Origin of the sequence: Bacillus sp. FSL R7-0672 (assembly GCF_038601465.1) — a bacterium.
In the GTDB taxonomy this organism is placed as follows: Bacteria; Bacillota; Bacilli; order Bacillales; family Bacillaceae; genus Bacillus; species Bacillus pumilus.
The window spans coordinates 3,596,217-3,615,675 of sequence record NZ_CP152010.1 but is presented as its reverse complement, the minus strand read 5'-3'; the positions used below and the strand labels follow the sequence as shown (position 1 = coordinate 3,615,675).

The following is a 19,459-nucleotide window of genomic DNA, read 5'->3' as shown; positions in this document are numbered from 1 at the left end:
TTTGAAATACAGGAGATAAATCATAAATATGGTAATATATACTTGATGTGTAACGTGCTTGCGCATCTATTCATAAAAGAATGGAGGGTGTACAAATGAAGTTGAGGAACATAGGAATATTGTTCATGATTGTTACACTATTGATTGGTGTTGGAAGTTTTGGAGGAAACAAAGCATCTGCTAAAAAAGAATCACTGAATCAATCTTATGCATATGCCTATAAAACAAAGGACAATGTCAGTTGGCTAAAGGTGACTGAAAAGAAAGGCAAGGTCACGGGTTACCTAAACGGTAAGGGTGTTAAGGTTGATCCAATTGAACCTTTTATGGTGAAAACAAAATACAAACTAACGGGGAAAACCACCAAAAAAGGATACAAACTTAAAGTCCAACAAAAGAAGAAAACAATCGTATATGACATCTATTTTTCTGGAAAAGATCTCATGGTCAAAAAGCAAGGAGCAAAGAAAAGTAAACGCTATCAAGCTGTTGATGAGAAGAAATTGAAGGAATACAACAAAGCCATTGATAAGCGCTATGATGAGTACGTGGATACAGCAGAAGACCGTTACTATGAGATCATAGGGAAATACACAGATAATTTAAATAAAGCCTACGGCTATCTGTATACAGCAAAAAACAATTCATATCAAATTTTCCTTGATATCGAAGAAGCCGTTTTTGAAGGGGATTTTTCAGGGGCTATTACAATCTCCAAAGCCACAGGGAAGAAAAGTAAGCCATTGAAAAAAGAAAAATATCAAGCAGTTGGAACCACAGGTTTTAAAAACTTTTGGGTATATCCCACACCAAAAATAAAGTGTGGCTTGTCTAAGATGATAGGGTCATCTGATGTAGAGGCTTCCTATATAGAGTTACCGATTTGGAAAAACAATGAAAAAATGAAACTGAAAGCTGTGAATAAGAAACAATATCAAAAGCAAGAAGAAGCATTTAAAAATGCCGCAAAGAAAAAAGCAAAGAAAAAATAAGATAATAATCAAGTCAGATAGGACATTGAGACTATCTGACTTTTTCGATTTAAATGTCCTCTAAAGTAAAATGAGACCGTTTTGATGACATTAGACTTGTAAAAAAATATTTTTTAAATTCAAAAATATATGTTGACGCTTACATTAACTCGATATATACTAAAATCAAATCCAATATTGATAAATTAGACATGTGACTGGTCATGCAGGCAGGATCTAAAAACGATGAATTTCTTTAAATTGTCGTTTTAGGTCCTTTTTTTATTGCCGAAATATAGGTCTCATGTATGAGAAAAGGGGGAGAAACAATGGATTACACACAAGTTGCCAAAGACGTTTTAAAGCATGTTGGTGGTAAAGAAAACATTGCGCATCTTGAGCACTGTTCCACAAGACTTCGCTTCACACTAATTGATCAGAAAAAAGCAGATGTACCAGCACTAGAAAAAACACCAGGTGTCATAGCTGTCAGAATGTCAGGGCAATGCCAAGTGGTCATTGGGAATGACGTCATTGAAGTGTATCAAAAGGTAACAAAATTAATGGGCGGCAGCTCGCCTGGACAAGACGTGCCATCCAATCAGCCAAAAGAAAAAAGAAAAATAGGCACAGTTCTGTTAGATTTCATTGTAGGTGTCTTCCAACCGCTTGTTCCAGCTATCGCAGGCGGAGGGATTTTAAAATCATTTCTTCTCCTTTTCTCTCTATTAGGCTGGATGGATGCAAAGGGTCAAACCTATCAAATATTGAACATGGTAGGGGACGCACCGCTTTACTTCCTGCCTTTACTAGTCGCTGTAACGACGGCGAATAAACTAAAGGTGAACCCACTGGTCGCATTATCAGCAGTCGGTGCGCTTCTTCTTCCGAACATGACGGCTATGCTTACTGAAGGTGCGCAATTGCTGTCATTCGACGTGAAAAATATAGCTTATGCGTATCAAGTGTTCCCAGCAATCCTTTCTGTATTGCTTTACGCTCAAATGGAAAAATTCTTCACACGATTTTCACCAAAACCAATTCGGATTTTCTTTGTTCCAATGATGTCATTAGTCATTACTGTACCAGTTACATTACTTCTATTAGGACCGATTGGTTTTACAGCAGGACAAGGTTTTTCATCCATCATTCTTGCAATGTTTAATACAGTAGGCTGGGTAGCTGTCGCGATTTTAGCAGCAGTCCTCCCATTCATGGTCGCATCAGGTATGCACAAAGCAATGGTCCCTTATGCAGTCACAACGATGGGTACCCTTGGGAAAGAAGCACTTTATTTGCCAGCATCACTTGCGCATAATATTGCGGAAAGTGGAGCATGTTTCGCAGTAGCACTACGCACAAAAGACAAGGTACTCAGATCAACAGCCATTTCGGCAGGGATTTCAGCATTTTTTGGTATCACAGAGCCTGCTTTGTATGGTGTGACACTTCAAAATAAGCGAGTCCTTGGAAGTGTCATGATTGGTTCGTTTGTTGGCGGGATCTTCATTGGATTAGTTGGTATACAAGCCTTTGTACTTGTTGGCCCTGGATTAGCAAGTATGTCGATGTTTATATCAGATGAGCTCCCACGAAATCTAATGTTTGCTGTCATTGGAGCAGTCATTTCCTTTATTGTCGCTTTCATTGCTGCTTTTGTGTTAGGTAAGGATAAAACAGTAGAAGAAAAGACAAATGATCAAGCTGCATTTGCTGAACAAATTGGAGCAGGTGAAACATTCAAAAGTCCTGTGATTGGTCAAATGATCTCTCTATCTGAAGTAAAAGATGATATTTTCTCTTCAAAGGTCATGGGAGACGGAATTGCGATTGTCCCTTCAGAAGGAGCGCTTTATGCACCAGTAGATGGTGAAGTGACCATGCTGTTCGAAACAAATCATGCACTTGGTATGAAAACGGACCAAGGCGTTGAAGTATTATTCCACATTGGCATTGATACCGTTCAACTGGAAGGACAGTATTTTCATCCAAAAGTGCAGGTAGGAGAACGTGTTCAAGCAGGAGATTTACTGATTGAATTTGATGTAGAAAAAATCATAGCTGCAGGTTATGATCCAGTTACACTTGCTGTAATCACAAATACAGATCAATATGATATAAAGGTACAGCCATTACAAGAGGTCAATCGTCAAGATACATTGATGGTTGTCACACAATTAGGAGGCTAAACATATGACAACAATTAAAGGTTTTCCAAAAGGGTTTTTATGGGGTGGCGCCATTGCCGCCAACCAGGCAGAAGGCGCTTGGAATATAGATGGAAAGGGACCATCAGTTGCAGATATTGCAATGTATCGTTCCAATTTAAGTGTAGAAGACTATGAAGGACATCTTGCTGTGACTTCTGAAAATATAGATCGTGCAATAAAAGATCCAGACGATAAAAAGTACCCTAAACGCAGAGGTGTTGATTTCTATCATCACTATAAAGAGGATTTGGCTCTATTTGCTGAAATGGGCTTTAAAACACTTCGCATTTCTATTGCGTGGAGTCGGATCTTCCCTACTGGAGAAGAAGCTGAACCAAATGAAAAAGGGCTGCAATTTTATGATCGTGTATTTGCCGAAATGAAAAAACTCAATATAGAACCGATTGTGACACTCTCTCATTATGAAATGCCTTTAGCCCTTAGTGTGAAATATAACGGCTGGGTGGAAAGAAAAGTAGTCGATCTCTTTGTGAAGTTCGCCAATGTTTGTTTCGAACGTTATCAACATGCTGTGAAATATTGGCTGACCTTTAATGAAATTGATAGTATTCACCGCCACTCATTTATTACAGCAGGAATTATTCCCGATCGTTGCCCAGAAGGTAAAGTAGAAGAGACCGTGTATCAAGCGCTTCATCATCAATTTGTTGCATCTGCTCTTGTAACAGCTGATTGCCATCGTATTATCCCAGGTAGCCAGGTTGGGTGTATGCTGACAAAATTGACAACGTATCCGCATACGTGTCATCCGAATGATGTGGAACAAGCCTTAAAACAAAACTTAGAAAACTATTTCTATGCAGATGTTCAGGTGTTTGGCGAATATCCACCACTGATTACACGGATGCTTGAGAGAAAAAATATTCATATTCAAATGGAAGCAGATGATCTCAACATTCTAAAAGAAAATACAGTCGATTTCATCTCATTTAGCTACTATATGTCTTTAACTGAATCCGCCCAAGAAGGGTTAGAACAGACAGAAGGGAATACGATTCGTGGAGTCAAAAACCCTTATCTGCCTTCAACTGACTGGGGCTGGCAAATTGATCCGGTTGGTCTGAAAATTTCTTTAATCGAACTGTATGATCGCTATCAAAAACCTCTTATCATTGTCGAAAATGGAATGGGTGCAAAGGATGTAGTTGAAAGTGATGGCTCTATCCATGACGACTATCGGATTAACTATTTTAAAGAGCATTTCCGTCAGATGAGAGAAGCGATTGAAGAAGGCGTCGATCTCTTTGGATATACGAGCTGGGGCTCAATTGATATTATTAGTGCAGGTACATCACAAATGTCAAAACGCTATGGCTTCATTCACGTAGATCAAGATGATGATGGGAACGGAACATTAAAACGATCTCGAAAAGACTCTTTTTATTGGTACCAAAAAGTCATTGAGACAAATGGTGAATCGCTTGATTGAACACCACAATCATGAAAACAGGTGATGACGATGTTTAAAATCAAAAAAGTTTTAAACTCGAGTGTGGTCCTGGCTGAAGATCAGAACCAACAGGAGATGGTTTTGTTTGGCCGTGGGATTGGCTATGGACAGAAACCGGGTCAAATGATAGAAGAGAAAAATGCGGATCAAGTCTTTATGTCAGTCGATAACATGAGAGCAAAAGAATTTCTTCAATTGTTAGATTCAATGCCTCAAGAGTTTATCGATTTAACTCAGCGCATCGTCCAATATGCAGAAAAACGGTTAAATTCAAATCTAAATACAGGTGTTTATTTTACCTTAATGGATCATTTGAATTTTGCTGTTGAACGACATAAAAAGAATATTAATATTACGAATCGCGTGTACTGGGAAATCAAAAATTACTATACTGAAGAATTTGAAGTAGGGAAGTACGCTCTTGAGTTAGTCAATGATACAATGGGCATACAATTACCAAAAGAAGAAGCTGCCAATATCGCCTTTCACTTAATCAATGCATTAGGTGAAGAATCCGATTCAAAAGATAGCATGAAATATGCCAAAATGATCGGGAGCATTGTCAATCTTGTGCGCTATACATTGAATAGGAAAATGGACCAAGAGAATATTCATTACAGTCGGTTCATTACACATGTGAAGTTCTTTGTAGAGAGGTTTTATGCAAATAAATTACTGTCGGATCAAGAAAATGAGTTGTTTGAACAAATTGCACACTTGTATCCTCAGGCGATGGATGTTGCTTTTAAAATCAAAGATTATATAAAACAGGTGCATAGTATCGTCATTCCTAATGATGAGCTTACTTATCTTGCGGTACATATACACCGCCTCATATCTTATCAGCAATTAAAATAATGGTGGAACCACTTGCCTTGTGATCAGGCAAGTGGTTCTTTGCTGTGATCAATTTTTATATTAAGTTCCGATAGGTCGTTCTGTTGTGCCAGGATTCGTCTCATTTAACGAATTGAAAGACACTGTTTGTCCGAAAACAACGATGGTTAAAGCGAGGATCAATAAACTCATTTTTTTCATTAGAATTCCTCCATTCAAATATAGGATGGTTCATGTGATAGGCTTCCTTCAAAAAGAGATAGGCTTTATGAATGGCACCTAAATCTTCAAAGTGTTTTGCAGCTAGTGCACTTAATTCACAGGCACCTTCAGCATCCTTTAATTCTTTTAGAATGCTGATTTCCTCGAAACAGGCTTGAGCTTTTTGAGACATATCCTCAGTAAAATATAGATGGTAAAGCAAATTCATTTTTGCTGTATAGATGGGGCATTTCTCTGATTCGTGTTTTTGGTTGACCAATTCGAAGTAATAGAGAGCTTGTGTTCTTTCATCAATAGAGAGCAGCTCTTTGACTAACATAAACATGGTGTGATGGAAATAGCACGATGAGAGGTAGTGTTCATCACTTAGAGCCTTTTCTAGGGCATCGATACATTTTTTCGATTCTCCAGCTTCGGCATACAGAATACTGATATTATGAAAAAGTTGTGAAGTTAGAAAATGATCATTTAGATTGTGAGCGATGTGTAATGCTTTTTTGTAGTAGTTTTCTGCTCTTGTGAAGTCGCCAATATCCATATAATTAGCAGCGGCGATGACAATGGCTGTCGCTAGTCTTCTTTCATATCCTTCATGACTTTTGAAAATATCTATAGCATTCTGAATATAGTGAAGAGAAATTAGGCTTTGACGAAGTAGCATATATAAGTTTGCGATTTTCGTATGGAATTCAGCTACTTCTATTTCATCCGGAATGTTTTGCAGTTTTTTCTCGGCAATTTTAAACAGTCCAATGGCTGATGCATAGTCTCTGTTATATGAAGCGTAAAGGGCTTTGTATAGGTAAAAATAGTATTCAATTAAGTCGTTTGTTTTAGAGGGGCAATCTAGCTCTGTCTGTTCATTCAGTTTTTTACCTCTTCGTTCATATATCATGAGTTTATACTTGCCTTCTAGCAATGAATAATAAGTCAATACCTCCTGATTCTCTTCCATTTCTTGAAGCAATTGCTTTAATTCTGTGTACATTGCGTTAGCACTTTGTACATCATGTTTGCGAATCGCAATTCGCCAATCATTTAAACGGTTCCCCACCTGTTCAGCAGAAATGATAGCCATGAAATTTCACCTCTTTAAGATCCTTTCACCTGTTTCACTAAAAAACGATATCACAATTTATGGAAGAATATAATCATTTCTGTGAGGTGATTGCCAAGAGGTAATAAAAAGGACCTATGGTCATGTGATGTACGAAATTGTAATGGTGATTGAATGTTTTTACAAATGATTAAAATCTTTTTTTAATCGTCTAAAAAAGGAATATATACAATGGGTTTTATGATTATGATCAAAAATACCACTGGTATATTACAAATAAAGAGATTTTAGTTAATCAGTGGGTAAGTTGGAAGGTCGATCTATTAAAGAAAATCAGTTATGATGATGCTAGACCAAATTTGGAATAGACACGGATAGAAGCAGACAAAAATTAGTCTGTTGGAAAGGATGTTGATATGAAAAAAAGATTTAAAATCTTAAATTGGCAAATCACAGTGATTATGGCGACGCTGTTACTTGTTTTAGTGACTCTGTATATGTCAAAGAGATACTTTTATAGCAAAGAAATCGAATTGCTGACAGAATCTTGTCAACAAGTAGGCGGCAAAATCATACTAGAGACTAATAGTTTGTCTATGGATTATTCATTTGAGTGCCAGGAAAAGTAAAACAGGCAGAAAGGCTGCCTGTTTTATTCCAACTTAAAAACCTAAATCTTGAAGCCATTGATTTAATCTGGTCTCCCGTTTCTCGGCAGTTGACTCATCATCATATCTCCCTAAATGTAAGCTAGCCGTTATTTCTCCGTCATTCATAAACATGATTCTTTCAGAACGAAGAGCAACCTTTGGGTCATGTGTGACAAGCAGTAGTGTCGCTCCTTCAGAATGGATTTTCGAAAATATATTCATCACTTCCTTCGTTGCATTGGAGTTAAGAGCACCTGTTGGTTCATCAGCGAAAAGAATGTCTGGTTCATTCATAAGCGCTCGACAGATAGAGACTCGTTGAAGCTGACCTCCTGATACTTCTGACAAATATCTATCTGCTAAATGATCAATATCAAGTTTCGCCATTAAATATCTAGCTCGCTCATTCACTTCTTTTCTTGGCTTTTTCTTTGTTAAGTAAGCTGCAACAATGATGTTATCAAATAGATTAAGATTTTTTAGTAAGTGGCTGTGTTGAAAGACAAATCCCATATCTGTTAAACGCAGAGCAGTTAACTGTTTATCTGTCATTTCTGATAATAAACTGCCTTTATATTTGATCTCTCCTGTTGAGGCTGATTCTATCCCGCTAAGCTGATAAAGCAAGGAGGTTTTCCCGCATCCGGAAGGTCCCATAATGGTCACAAATTCCCCAGGATTTATCGATAAATGGATATCTTTAAGAATGATTTGTTTCTGTCCTTTTAAAGAATCAATTTGCAAAGACAATCGCTTTGTTTCAATCAAGTGTTCCATGTGAAACATCTCCTTATGAAAGTGTATGACGTGTAGTTTGACTAGTAAATAACGTCTTCAATAACGAAGCAGTTAAAGCTAAGCTGACAATCAATAGTGTGATTGGGTACACAACTGACACCCATTGTGGTGCCAGCCACTGGAGGCTTGATGCCCCTAAGGATGCTCCACCTACACTCATTAAAGCTGGTCCAATCGAGTGGACAGCGATCGTGCCAATAAATGTGCCCAAAAAGATAACGACGATAAAACTTGTGATATATTGTACTGTTACATCTTTTTTAGAAAATCCAATCGTTCGTAATAAATGGTTTCGGCTTGAATCTTTTGCTTTTAACATGTGCAGAAACATGAATAACATCAAACTGGCGGTTCCAAAAGCAGCTAATGTAGACAAAAATGCAACGACTTTTACTAAAGATGCTGTGCTGCCGATTGTTTGATGAACGTATTCTTTCATATCTGTCACTTTTGCAGGAGATATCTCTTTTTCAAATACTGTCTTTTTCTCCGCAATTTCTACTCCTTGGTTTAGTTGGATTTGAATGGTTTTCCAAAGAGCTGTTTGAGGAAATGGCTGTGATATTGCTTTTGCTGTTTTCCCGCCGTTAGTGACATCCTGATAAATGCCAGTCACAGTTTTTTGAATTTCCTGCCCGTTTGTTACGAGAGTAATTTTTTCTCCAACCTTTTTTTGGAGTGAATCTGAGCTGAGCACTGATAAGGCAATTTCTTTCTTCTTTAAAGGCTGTCTCCCTTGTAAATAGGTGAGAGGAAATGCTGAGAGATTACCTGCTTCTAAATAGAGTGTTTCTAATGAATTCTCCTTTGATTTTGCCTGAAGAGAAGTTGTTTCATATATGGCTGATGCTTGAATGTCTCGATCATCACGAATCATTGATTCTATTTTATTAGTATTTTCCTTTAGATGATTTCCTTGTCGTATATCAATTCGAAGGTCACTTTGACCAGAGCCAAGATATGTGATGAAATCCGGCGATTGTAAGGTGTACCATAGCTGAATAGGCAGCAGCATCAAAAATGTACAAAGGGTCATAATACAAGTAATCGTTGTGTACAACTTCTTTCGTGATAACAGATCTTTTAAACCAAGCCAAATATTGACTGATATGAACCTGTTTTTCTTGAGATGCAAGGGTATTTGTTTTTTATCATTCGTTGAAATGACGCTGCCTTGAAGTGCTTGAGCAGCTGATACTCGACCAAACTTTCTTAGGACAGTATAGCTGAAAGAAATGATGATCATTGCCATCACAATAGAAACACAAAGCGGGATGAACCAAGAAGTGAAAGAAGGCTGATTCCCCATGTATCGCTGAATATTGGCTGTAAACATATCACCAAATATAAACGTTAACCCATATCCTGCTATACACCCTATACCAGCAAGCAAGGCATACTTTCCAACGTATAATTGCTTGATTCTTGATAAAGGAATCCCAAGCACCTTCAATATTCCAATTTCACGTTCGTCCTCTTCTATAGAAGCCGTCATAGCAAGGTGGAGAGAGAGAAGGGCTATACCGATGAGCAGCATGCAAGCAAGCAGCAGAATGGCGATCACCATTCCATCTGTCAATGCGTTCAGCATACGCAGCAAAGGTAATGTGACAGCAGGACCTTGTTGTGGAAGCTGTGATGACTGGTAGATTGCTTGAAAGGCATCTGCCTGCGCGGCATCATGCAATAAAAATTCAATTAAATATTCCTTTTTATGAAACACTTGATTCATTGCGTCCCAATCCTTGTGATGAAGAAGGAATCTTTTCGAACTAACAAGACTGGGGTTCATTTGTGCATCTCGCAAGAATGCTTTGATGCGGAAAGAGAATTGATTAGACCCTTTCCCAATCAGTAACGTTTCTCCTATTTTGAGATGATACTTTTGTTGAAAATAGATAGGGACAGCCACTTCACCTTTACTGACAGTGAGCTTTTCATTTTGTTCATTTAAAAGAAAATCAAAATAACGATTTTGTTTCACAAATAAATGATCCATCACACCTGCTTTGGCGGGTTCGTTTCCGAACTTGATATTTGCATGTTCAATTGGAATCATTGGGACGATTTGATGTGCTTTTACCATGGACTGCTTGCTTGAAAATGCCTCAATATCTTTTTCCTTTAGGCTGCCGTCATGCATTTGGACAAAGTCTGGTGCCTTGGCTGAATGGAGCAGATTAGAAATGGAACCATTCAGTTGTACTGTCATTTGAGCGGCGCTTGTTGCTAGAAATGATGTCATCATAATGCATATGGTTAAACCGGTGGAAATGAGACGGTGGCGGGTTAAGTCCTTCTTTATAAACGTCAGTCTCATGAGGCTGATTCTCCTTCATGTTGAAGCATATTTTTTGTTAAGTAGGCAAGGGCAAACATGAAAGTACTGACTATTAATACTGTCACATACATGTTTGCTGAAAACGTATTGAACAAGAACCCATACATCATTTGACCAAGCGGGGCAGCACATTGAGAAACCATTGTCAGATTTGCCATCACTTTTCCTAATTGACTATTTGGCGTTTTCTTTTGAACATGTGAAATCACAACGATTGAGATCATTGTAAGAAGCATAGCAATAGGAAGACATCCTGCTAGAAAGAGAAAATAAGCTGGATAAGTGCCAAATTGAAGAGCTGTGTTGGATGTAGAGAATGCGACAGGTAGCAAGATGATTGCGATGACGATCAGCCAGCGATATAAAGTAGGGATGCGCCAATGCTTTGCTACAAGTCCAACTAGCAGAGCTCCTGCGATGACGGCGAACTCAATCAAGCCCATGCCTACACCATACATGATGTCACTACTTTTCATTGTGACCCTTAAAATGATTGGACCACCTACGATAAAAAATGGCGTGAGGATGAAATTTAACATTGCAGCAAGCAACATGGCTCTTTTTAAAAATGGCTGACTGCCAATATAGGAAAATCCCTGTTTCATATCTTTTACGAGCACTTTGCCCATAGTTTCTGTAAGCGGGCTAGGTGAGAAGGATATGTTTAATCGTAAAAGCATGCATGCTGATAGAAAAAACACGATGGCACTTGCACCTATAATGGATTGACTTCCAATCAGTCCGTACAGAACCCCGCCGATAATAGGAGCGAGAACACCTGAAAGTGCCTGCACGCCATTGACGATCCCGTTTGCTTGTTCTAATTGTTCCTGTTTTACTAACTGTGGAATGCTGGACATCACAGCGGGAGCATAGAACGTACTCATCACACCAAGAAGCACCATGACCGCTCCGATCATAAAGAGTGAATCATTGCCTGAGAATAACCAAAAATAAAAAGCCAGAATCATGATGCCGGTGAGAACATCAAATAAAATCATTAAATTCCTTCTGTTAAACCGGTCAGCGATTGCGCCTGCTAAGGGGGAAAGAAGGAGCGGTACATTGGATAAAGCGAATAGTAAGGCATATAAGTCAACACGCTGAGTCATATCCAGCACGTGTAAAGATAGAACAAACCGAATTAAGGAAGACCCAAAAACAGAAATAATCTGTCCGAGCACGAGGTAAATAAAGTGGGATGAACCTCTTTTGGATAATAAAGACATGGTATCACTCTCCTTTTAGACCGACCGTCAGTCTATAATGTATGCAGGATTGGTATTGAAGTGACCAATCACTGATTATGTTCATCAAGTTCTCCAGTTAAACGTTTCAGAAGAAAGGAGAAGCTCCCCTTTTCTGCATGTAATGAGGATTCGAGGATATCGATAAAAGCTAGCGCGCGCTGCATACTCTCTTCGGCTGTCCATTGAAAAAGGCCCTCATCAAATATGACCTGTGCAGAAGCAAGAAGGAATTCCACCGTTTCTTGCGGGTACTTTGTTTTGAATGTCCCTTCTCCCACCCCTTGCTGAATGACATCAGCTAAAACGGGTGATAGTTCTTTAATCGCTTTGATTAAGCTTTTTTGGTGCATCTCCGCATTAGAAGGCTGATGAAATTGTTCAATCATGCCCTGTTTATTGCTTCCTTGCTGAGGCGATTGCGCCATGATAATACGAAATAGTTTGTCGACGACTGGAAGGTCTGGCTCAGCCGCAATACGTTTTGCCACGATGATATCTGCTTTGATGATCCTGTCAATAATGGCATCCATCACTTCTTCTTTGGATGAAAAGTAATAATAAAAAGTGCCTTTTGCAATGCCAACAGCTTTCAGAATGTCGATAATCGTTGTTTGCTGATAGCCTTTGGTAGAAAAAAGCTCTTCGGCTGCGTTTAAGATGTCATTTTTACGTTCTTCAGGATGTTTAACGGTTCTCATAAAGCCATCCTTTCTTTTGACTAGACTGTCGGTCGGTCTCTTGATTTGATTAAACACTTTTCAATGTACCTTTGTCAATGCCCCATTTTTAAACACTTTGCATTTATTGTGCAATGACACTATGATACATTGAATGAAAATACCTTCAGGAGAGATGCCTAATGCAATTTTTAACCACTGAATTGGCACAAGAAATGGTTGAACGTACGATGCGTATTTTAGATAAAAATATCAATGTGATGAATGCGGATGGTGTCATCATTGGTTCTGGTGAACGAAACAGGATTGGTCAGAAACATGATGGTGCACGACTTGTGCTAACAAGCGGGAACAGTATGGAAATTGACCACGATGCGTCCTTGCACTTAGAAGGAGTGAGACCAGGAATCAATTTGCCCATTTGCTTTCGTGAACAAGTAATTGGTGTGATTGGCATTACTGGTGAGCCAGAGGATATTCGGCATCATGCCGAGCTGGTGAAAATGGCGGCTGAGCTGGTGTTAGAGCAGTCTTTTCTGCTTGAACGAGTTCAGTGGCGGCAGCGAATAGAGAGTGAAATTGTCAATCAGTTAATTTCTGATTCGGACGTTGGTGATCATCAGCTAAAGAACCGAGCGGAATGGCTGGGAATGGATTTAGATAAGCACCGAATGGCCATCGTTTTTCAGCCAGTTCCATCCTCAGAAGACGCTGTGCATAAAATGATTCATGCGATTCAATACGATAAGAATGCGGATGATTTGCTTGGCATGACCTTTCGTCATGAATTGGTTCTTTTAAGGCAGCCGATTTCTGATCATTTTTTAAAGCATGCGGTTGGGCAGCTGCAAAGAACAATGGAAAAAGCAGTAGGAGGCCAGGTGCTGGTGGGGATAGGGACTGTCGCCGCCGACATAAGCCAGCTGTCATTGTCCTTTGAGCACGCAAGAGATTCCTTGAGGTTGGGGAAGGCTCTTGATCCTGAGGAAAGTATTTATTTTTTTGAATCTTATCAGCTGGAAAGGCTATTGATTACTGCAGGAGCTGTTGAAGAAAACAGTAGTTGGGTTGACTTTTACAAGCCATTAACACAAGAAGCTGAGCTTGCCCACACATTAAGAATTTACATTGAAGAGGGCGGTGATTTACAAAGAATTGTTGATCGGTTATTTATTCACCGGAATACATTGCGATATCGTTTAGATAAAATACAAGCTTTGACCGGAAAAGATCCCCGTCATGTGAAACAGTTGATGGAGCTTTATATGGTGCAGTTGATGAGTCAACTATCTTGATTGTGCATATGCACAATGAATTGAAGAGATAAATTAAAAAAGTTCATCTAGATTCACAACCTGATTCCCATTAGTAAACGCTTACAATTGAAGAAAGACATTTTGGGGGGATCGAGGATGAGTGGAGATGTGACAGTAAGTACACTAGGGGCCATGACGGCACTTGTGGTTGCGATTGTTCTTATTCTAAAAAAAGTATCACCTGCATATGGCATGCTGGCAGGTGCTTTCATAGGCGGCTTGGTAGGCGGTGTAGATATTGTTCAGACCGTCAACGTCATGATGGAAGGCGCTAAGGATATGATTCCAGCTGTCCTCAGAATTATGGCGGCAGGTGTACTGGCTGGCGTTTTAATTGAGTCGGGTGCAGCTTTATCTATCGCCGAGGCGATCGTGAAGAAGCTTGGAGAGGCGAGGGCGTTATTAGCACTTGCACTGGCAACCATGATTTTAACAACAGTGGGTGTTTTTGTAGATGTAGCCGTTATCACGGTAGCGCCTATCGCACTTGCCATTGCGAAACGGGCAAAGCTGTCAAAAACGGGGATTTTACTCGCCATGATTGGAGGCGGGAAGGCAGGGAATATCATGTCACCGAATCCAAATGCCATTGCCGCTTCTGATGCTTTTGGTGTACCGCTTACTTCGATGATGGCTGCGGGTGTCATTCCGGCTGTGTTTGGATTGGCTGTTACATATGTGTTAGCTAAAAAGCTTGCAAAAAAAGGGACACCTGTTCTTGAAGAGGAAACTGCGTTAAGCAAAGTTGAAGTGCCAGCTTTTTTTCAAGCACTTGCGGGTCCGCTTGTTACCATTTTATTGTTGGCTTTAAGACCGCTTTTTCAAATCAATATAGACCCAATGATCGCCTTACCGATCGGAGGCATTATAGGCGCTCTTTTCATGAAAAAAGGGAAGTTTCTCAATGATTATGCGATGTCGGGGCTTCATAAAATGTCGGGTGTGGCAATTATGTTATTAGGGACAGGCACACTAGCAGGAATTGTATCGAATTCTTCCTTAAAAGATGTGTTTATCCAAGCGCTCGATGCTTCGGAATTACCTCCGTATTTACTTGCACCAGCTTCAGGGATATTTATGTCAGCCGCCACTGCTTCGACAACAGCAGGAACGGCGGTAGCGAGTGGTGTATTTAGCGGTACACTCATTGGGCTTGGTGTATCAGCTCTTTCAGGAGCAGCCATGATTCATGCTGGTGCAACTGTGCTTGATCATATGCCGCACGGGAGCTTTTTCCATGCAACAGCAGGAAGTGTTCAAATGGACATCAAAGAGCGGTTGAAACTCATGCCTTTTGAATCGTTAATTGGTTTGACATTAACCGTCGTATCGACCATTATTTTCGGCGTTTTCCAGTTGTTTGGCTGATGACATTTGATAAGAAACGAGGGGCTTTAGGATGAAAATTGTGATTGCACCAGATTCATTTAAAGAAAGTTTATCTGCATATGAGACAGCATGTGCCATCGAACGAGGATTTCATGCGATTTTGCCAGACGCTGAATATATTAAACTTCCCATGGCAGATGGAGGAGAGGGAACTGTTCAATCACTCGTTGATGCGACGGGCGGGTACATGATCAATCAAGTAGTCACAGGCCCGCTTGGTGAACCCGTCGATGCCTTTTTTGGCATGTTAGGAGACGGTGAGACGGCCGTTATAGAGATGGCCGCAGCCTCTGGGTTACACCTTGTTCCGCAAGAAAAACGCAATCCGTTACTCACGACATCCAGAGGAACCGGGGAATTAATGCTTGCGGCACTGGATCAAGGAGCGAAGCATGTCATCATTGGGCTTGGCGGAAGTGCAACAAATGATGGTGGGGTTGGGATGATGCAAGGATTAGGTGCGGCTTTTCTTGATCAAGCAGGACAGGAGCTGTCGCCAGGCGGTGGAACCCTTCATCAATTAGCTTCTATTGATCTATCTGGACTTGACCCAAGACTGCAATCCGTTCGGCTGGAGGCAGCCTGTGATGTGGATAATCCTTTAACGGGTGAGAGAGGAGCGTCTGCTATATTTGGTCCTCAAAAAGGTGCAAATGGAGAAATGGTTCAAGTGTTAGACAAGAATTTAGCTCATTTTGCTCACATAGCAGAAAAGCAGTTCAATGTTTCCTTTGAAGATGCAGCGGGGGCAGGAGCGGCAGGAGGACTTGGTGCGAGTTTATTAGGCTTTTTACACGCCGATTTGCAGCGAGGAATTGATATTGTGCTGAAAGCTGTTCAGTTTGATGATGTCATCAAGGAGGCAGACCTAGTCATTACTGGGGAAGGCCGAATTGACCAGCAGACCATTTATGGAAAAACCCCAATCGGTGTAGCCAAAGCAGCAAAGCAGTATCATCTGCCTGTGATTGCTATCGCGGGCTCCCTCTCAAAAGACAGTGCTGTCGTACATGAGCATGGCATTGATGCACTTTTTAGTATCGTTCCAGGTGTAACTTCTCTTTCTGAGGCGATGAGAGATGGGGCTATTCATGTAGAGAGAACCGCTCGAAATATTGCGGCTGCTATATCAATTGGAAGAAATGAGTAAACGATGAAAAATGTTTCCTTTTCTATCACATTCTTTCTATAGAAATGTGGTAAAATTGTATGAAATGAAATAGAAAGTTGGAGGAAACACAAATGTCTAATCTACCAAATTGTCCTTCATGCAGTTCAACGTATACTTATGAGGATGGCAGTCTGCTCATTTGTCCTGAATGTGCGCATGAATGGTCACTTGAACAAGAACAAGCCGCAGAGGAGCAGCTTGTTGTCAAAGATGCGAATGGAAATCTATTAAGTGATGGGGATACGGTCTCTGTCATTAAAGATTTAAAAGTAAAAGGTTCTTCTTCCGTCTTAAAAATAGGGACGAAGGTCAAAGGCATTCGTTTAGTGGAAGGCGATCATAACATTGATTGTAAAATTCCTAGCTTTGGTGCAATGAAGTTAAAATCAGAGTTTGTGAAAAAGGTATAATAATGAAAGGAGGCTGTCAGTAAGAGGCCTCTTTTTCATTTCTTTATTTATAGGTGAAAGGAATAATCTTAAACAAAATTCCATACATATATACCTGTTGAAAAAAGGTTCATTTTTAAAAAATCAAGCCTCTTTTCACATAAAAAATTGTTGTTTTCTTAACCCTACCTTAAAAAAGGCAGATGATTCGCTAAATTTTGGCTCATCCCCTTCACAACTTTTGGGCATTGCTGTACCATATGGAAGTGTTCTTCTATTTTTAACGGATCATGGTGTTTATCAGGAAATAGATGATAGATGATACTTAGACAAAGAAGGAGAGGTAACGTGACGAACGTTTTAGAACTGCATAATGTATCTAGGCATATTCACGGGAAAAAGATCGTTCAAGACTTGAGCTTTTCTGTCCAAGCGGGCGAAGTCTTTGGCTTCTTAGGACCAAATGGCGCAGGGAAAACAACAACCATTCGTATGATGGTCGGTCTTTCTCCTATTACATCTGGCGACATTCTGATTAATGGTCATAGTATTCAATCCTCATATCAGCATGCTATCCAAGATGTTGGTGCCATTATTGAAAACCCAGAAATGTATAATCACTTAACAGCAAGACAAAATCTTGTTCACTTTGCCAGAATGAATGGGAAAGTGGATGAAGGGCGAATTGATGAGCTGCTAGAGTTGGTCAGCTTACAGCACGTGAAACATAAGCGTGTTCGAACGTTTTCATTAGGAATGAAGCAGCGTTTAGGTATTGCGCAAGCACTTATACATAGACCGAAACTGCTGATATTAGATGAGCCGACCAATGGACTTGATCCAGAGGGAATTCGCATGATACGAGATTACTTGAGAAGGCTTGCAAAGGAAGAAGGGCTAGCTGTCATTGTTTCAAGTCACCTCATGTCAGAAATGGAATTGATGTGTGATCGTTTTGCGATTATCCAAAAAGGCAAGCTGATTGCGATTGAGGATCAGCGTGCAGAGACGAATCAAGACGAATTGGTCAATTATCGAATGAAGGTCGCATCTGGTGAGCTGGAAGAAGCGCAGAAGCTCATTGGTATATTTGAGGAAGGCACGACTGTAAGAGAAGAGGAGCAGTATTTATTCTTCTCCTTGGCAGAAGAGAAAATGCCGGAATTGATTCGTCATTTGAGCGGCGCGTCCATTCATTTGTACGAAATCAAAATAGAAAAACAAACCTTAGAAGATAAGTTCTTAAGCTTAACAGGTAAAAAGGAGGCAGACGTATGATTCGCCTCATTCAAAACGAGTGGATGAAGATCAGTTATCGTATTGGAACTTGGATTATGGTTGGACTTCTTATTTTAGGTATGATTGCTACACTGATATTTGTAGTGAAAACAAATGACAAAGATCAAGCTTCAGGTGATTGGCAAACCCAGCTAGAAATGATGAATACGGAGAACAAGAAAGAGCTCAAAGAGACAGAGAATGGTTTCTTTAAAAGAAACCTTGAAAAAGAGATCACTATCAATGATTATCGAATCAAGCATAACTTGCCGCCAGCTGATCAGTTTAGCCACAGTGTATGGGATTATGTGAAAACAAACGCCAATTTACTTCAGCTAGTAGGTGTGTTTGTGATCATTATTGCTTCCACTATTGTGTCGGCTGAATACAAGCATGGTACAATAAAATTATTATTGATTCGTCCACCATCAAGGCTAAAGATCCTAATATCTAAATATATTACAGTACAGCTGTATGCTCTTTTACTTGTTGTGGTGCTATTTATCTTGTCCTTCATATTGGGTGCTATTTTCTTTGGACTTAACACTGATTATGTGAATTTGGTGTATCACAATGGTGAAGTGATTGAACGTTCGCAGTTTGCAAATATGGTCTATTATTATCTTGCTCATTGTGCAATGTTTGTCGTTTTAGGAACCCTTTCGTTCGCCATTTCTACAGTATTTAGAAGTGAAGCTATCTCCATTGCCATTAGTGTGTTAGCTTATATTGTGGGTGGATCAGTTACAGGTATTTTAATGCTCTTCTTTGATTGGTCAAAATATTTGTTATTTGCAAACGATCCATCCCAATACTTTATGGAACAGGTTACTCTTATCGAAGGTATGTCTCTAGGATTCTCACTAATAGTCCTAGTCATCTATTGGGCTATTTTCTTAGCCATTGCCTTAATTGTCTTCCAAAAACGAGAAGTAAAAACAGGTTAATTTAAATTTTTAGGAGGTTTACACATGATTAGACGTAAAGGTGAAAAAATTATGGGGATTATTAGTATTGTCCTCAATGTCATTGGTGTTGGGATTGGAGCATTATTCCTCTCCATAGGTCCATCAGTTTATGATCAAATCAATGAAGTGTTACAAGAGGAAGGAGAAACATTGCCAATTGAAACGCTTCAGGCTTCGGTTCATGCATTTGGTACTCAGTACATGGTTGTTTCCGCAATTGCGGCTGTGCTATCGATTGTCGGTGTGGTTCTTTTGAAAACAGACCGCCGTGCCGTGATTTCAGGTATTCTTTTCTTGGTTTCTGCTGTGACTCTTTTGATTGGAACAGTTGGCCTTGCATTTGCTCCAATGGTTCTATTGTTTATCATTGGATTGATGTCTCTTATTAGAAAGCCGAAAACAGAAGACATTCACACAAATGAATATCCTTCATAATACAAAGAAAAAGACATGCGTCGTTGTAC

The 19,459-nt window shown here is 39.7% G+C and carries 16 protein-coding genes; 11 read left to right on the top strand and 5 right to left on the bottom strand.

Features of this window, described 5'->3' with window-relative positions:
- Nucleotides 1-95: 95 nt before the first annotated feature.
- The 4 genes from MKY18_RS18405 to MKY18_RS18390 all read left to right on the top strand — a co-directional run bounded on the left by MKY18_RS18405 (nucleotide 96) and on the right by MKY18_RS18390 (nucleotide 5,510).
- On the top strand, nucleotides 96-992 hold the full coding sequence (locus tag MKY18_RS18405) for a hypothetical protein (RefSeq protein WP_065099189.1): 897 nt from the start codon (nucleotides 96-98) through the stop codon (nucleotides 990-992).
- Between the two features lie 308 nt (nucleotides 993-1,300).
- Nucleotides 1,301-3,160: a beta-glucoside-specific PTS transporter subunit IIABC gene (locus MKY18_RS18400; RefSeq protein ID WP_065099190.1), complete on the top strand. Its 1,860-nt coding sequence runs from the start codon at nucleotides 1,301-1,303 to the stop codon at nucleotides 3,158-3,160.
- A 4-nt stretch (nucleotides 3,161-3,164) separates the two neighbouring features.
- A complete protein-coding gene (locus MKY18_RS18395) occupies nucleotides 3,165-4,631 on the top strand; it encodes a glycoside hydrolase family 1 protein (RefSeq protein ID WP_065099191.1) in 1,467 nt (488 codons plus the stop codon).
- Between the two features lie 30 nt (nucleotides 4,632-4,661).
- Nucleotides 4,662-5,510 carry a PRD domain-containing protein gene (locus MKY18_RS18390; RefSeq protein WP_044139114.1) on the top strand — a complete coding sequence of 283 codons (849 nt, stop codon included), beginning with the start codon at nucleotides 4,662-4,664 and terminating at the stop codon, nucleotides 5,508-5,510.
- A 100-nt stretch (nucleotides 5,511-5,610) separates the two neighbouring features.
- Here MKY18_RS18390 and MKY18_RS18385 read toward each other — a convergent pair whose 3' ends face one another.
- From MKY18_RS18385 to MKY18_RS18365, 5 genes are all read right to left on the bottom strand, one after another.
- Complete coding sequence (locus MKY18_RS18385) at nucleotides 5,611-6,789, bottom strand: Rap family tetratricopeptide repeat protein (RefSeq protein WP_106067642.1); 1,179 nt, start codon at nucleotides 6,787-6,789, stop codon at nucleotides 5,611-5,613.
- Between the two features lie 641 nt (nucleotides 6,790-7,430).
- On the bottom strand, nucleotides 7,431-8,195 hold the full coding sequence (locus tag MKY18_RS18380) for an ABC transporter ATP-binding protein (RefSeq protein ID WP_065099194.1): 765 nt from the start codon (nucleotides 8,193-8,195) through the stop codon (nucleotides 7,431-7,433).
- Between the two features lie 13 nt (nucleotides 8,196-8,208).
- Complete coding sequence (locus tag MKY18_RS18375) at nucleotides 8,209-10,536, bottom strand: ABC transporter permease (protein ID WP_268453317.1); 2,328 nt, start codon at nucleotides 10,534-10,536, stop codon at nucleotides 8,209-8,211.
- The gene (locus MKY18_RS18370; RefSeq protein ID WP_003214677.1) at nucleotides 10,533-11,786 is read right to left on the bottom strand and encodes an MFS transporter; all 1,254 of its coding nucleotides are present in this window, start codon (nucleotides 11,784-11,786) and stop codon (nucleotides 10,533-10,535) included. The genes MKY18_RS18375 and MKY18_RS18370 overlap by 4 nt, the downstream gene beginning before the upstream one ends.
- A gap of 68 nt (nucleotides 11,787-11,854) precedes the next feature.
- The gene (locus tag MKY18_RS18365) at nucleotides 11,855-12,505 is read right to left on the bottom strand and encodes a TetR/AcrR family transcriptional regulator (protein ID WP_003215358.1); all 651 of its coding nucleotides are present in this window, start codon (nucleotides 12,503-12,505) and stop codon (nucleotides 11,855-11,857) included.
- 161 nt (nucleotides 12,506-12,666) lie between these two features.
- Between MKY18_RS18365 and MKY18_RS18360 the strand changes: the two genes are divergently transcribed.
- The 7 genes from MKY18_RS18360 to MKY18_RS18330 all read left to right on the top strand — a co-directional run bounded on the left by MKY18_RS18360 (nucleotide 12,667) and on the right by MKY18_RS18330 (nucleotide 19,430).
- Complete coding sequence (locus MKY18_RS18360; RefSeq protein WP_065099196.1) at nucleotides 12,667-13,779, top strand: sugar diacid recognition domain-containing protein; 1,113 nt, start codon at nucleotides 12,667-12,669, stop codon at nucleotides 13,777-13,779.
- Nucleotides 13,780-13,896: 117 nt separating this feature from the next.
- Entirely contained in the window at nucleotides 13,897-15,168 is a 1,272-nt protein-coding gene (locus tag MKY18_RS18355) for a GntP family permease (RefSeq protein WP_065099197.1), read from the top strand.
- A 31-nt stretch (nucleotides 15,169-15,199) separates the two neighbouring features.
- Nucleotides 15,200-16,339, top strand: a complete 1,140-nt coding sequence (locus tag MKY18_RS18350) for a glycerate kinase (protein WP_340913625.1) — start codon at nucleotides 15,200-15,202, stop codon at nucleotides 16,337-16,339.
- A gap of 92 nt (nucleotides 16,340-16,431) precedes the next feature.
- Entirely contained in the window at nucleotides 16,432-16,770 is a 339-nt protein-coding gene (locus tag MKY18_RS18345) for a zinc ribbon domain-containing protein YjdM (RefSeq protein ID WP_106065925.1), read from the top strand.
- 327 nt (nucleotides 16,771-17,097) lie between these two features.
- On the top strand, nucleotides 17,098-18,027 hold the full coding sequence (locus MKY18_RS18340; RefSeq protein WP_080772921.1) for an ABC transporter ATP-binding protein: 930 nt from the start codon (nucleotides 17,098-17,100) through the stop codon (nucleotides 18,025-18,027).
- Complete coding sequence (locus MKY18_RS18335) at nucleotides 18,024-18,974, top strand: ABC transporter permease (protein ID WP_113767931.1); 951 nt, start codon at nucleotides 18,024-18,026, stop codon at nucleotides 18,972-18,974. Before MKY18_RS18340 ends, MKY18_RS18335 begins: the two co-directional genes overlap by 4 nt.
- A gap of 24 nt (nucleotides 18,975-18,998) precedes the next feature.
- Entirely contained in the window at nucleotides 18,999-19,430 is a 432-nt protein-coding gene (locus MKY18_RS18330; RefSeq protein WP_113767930.1) for a DUF4064 domain-containing protein, read from the top strand.
- Nucleotides 19,431-19,459 lie beyond the last annotated feature (29 nt).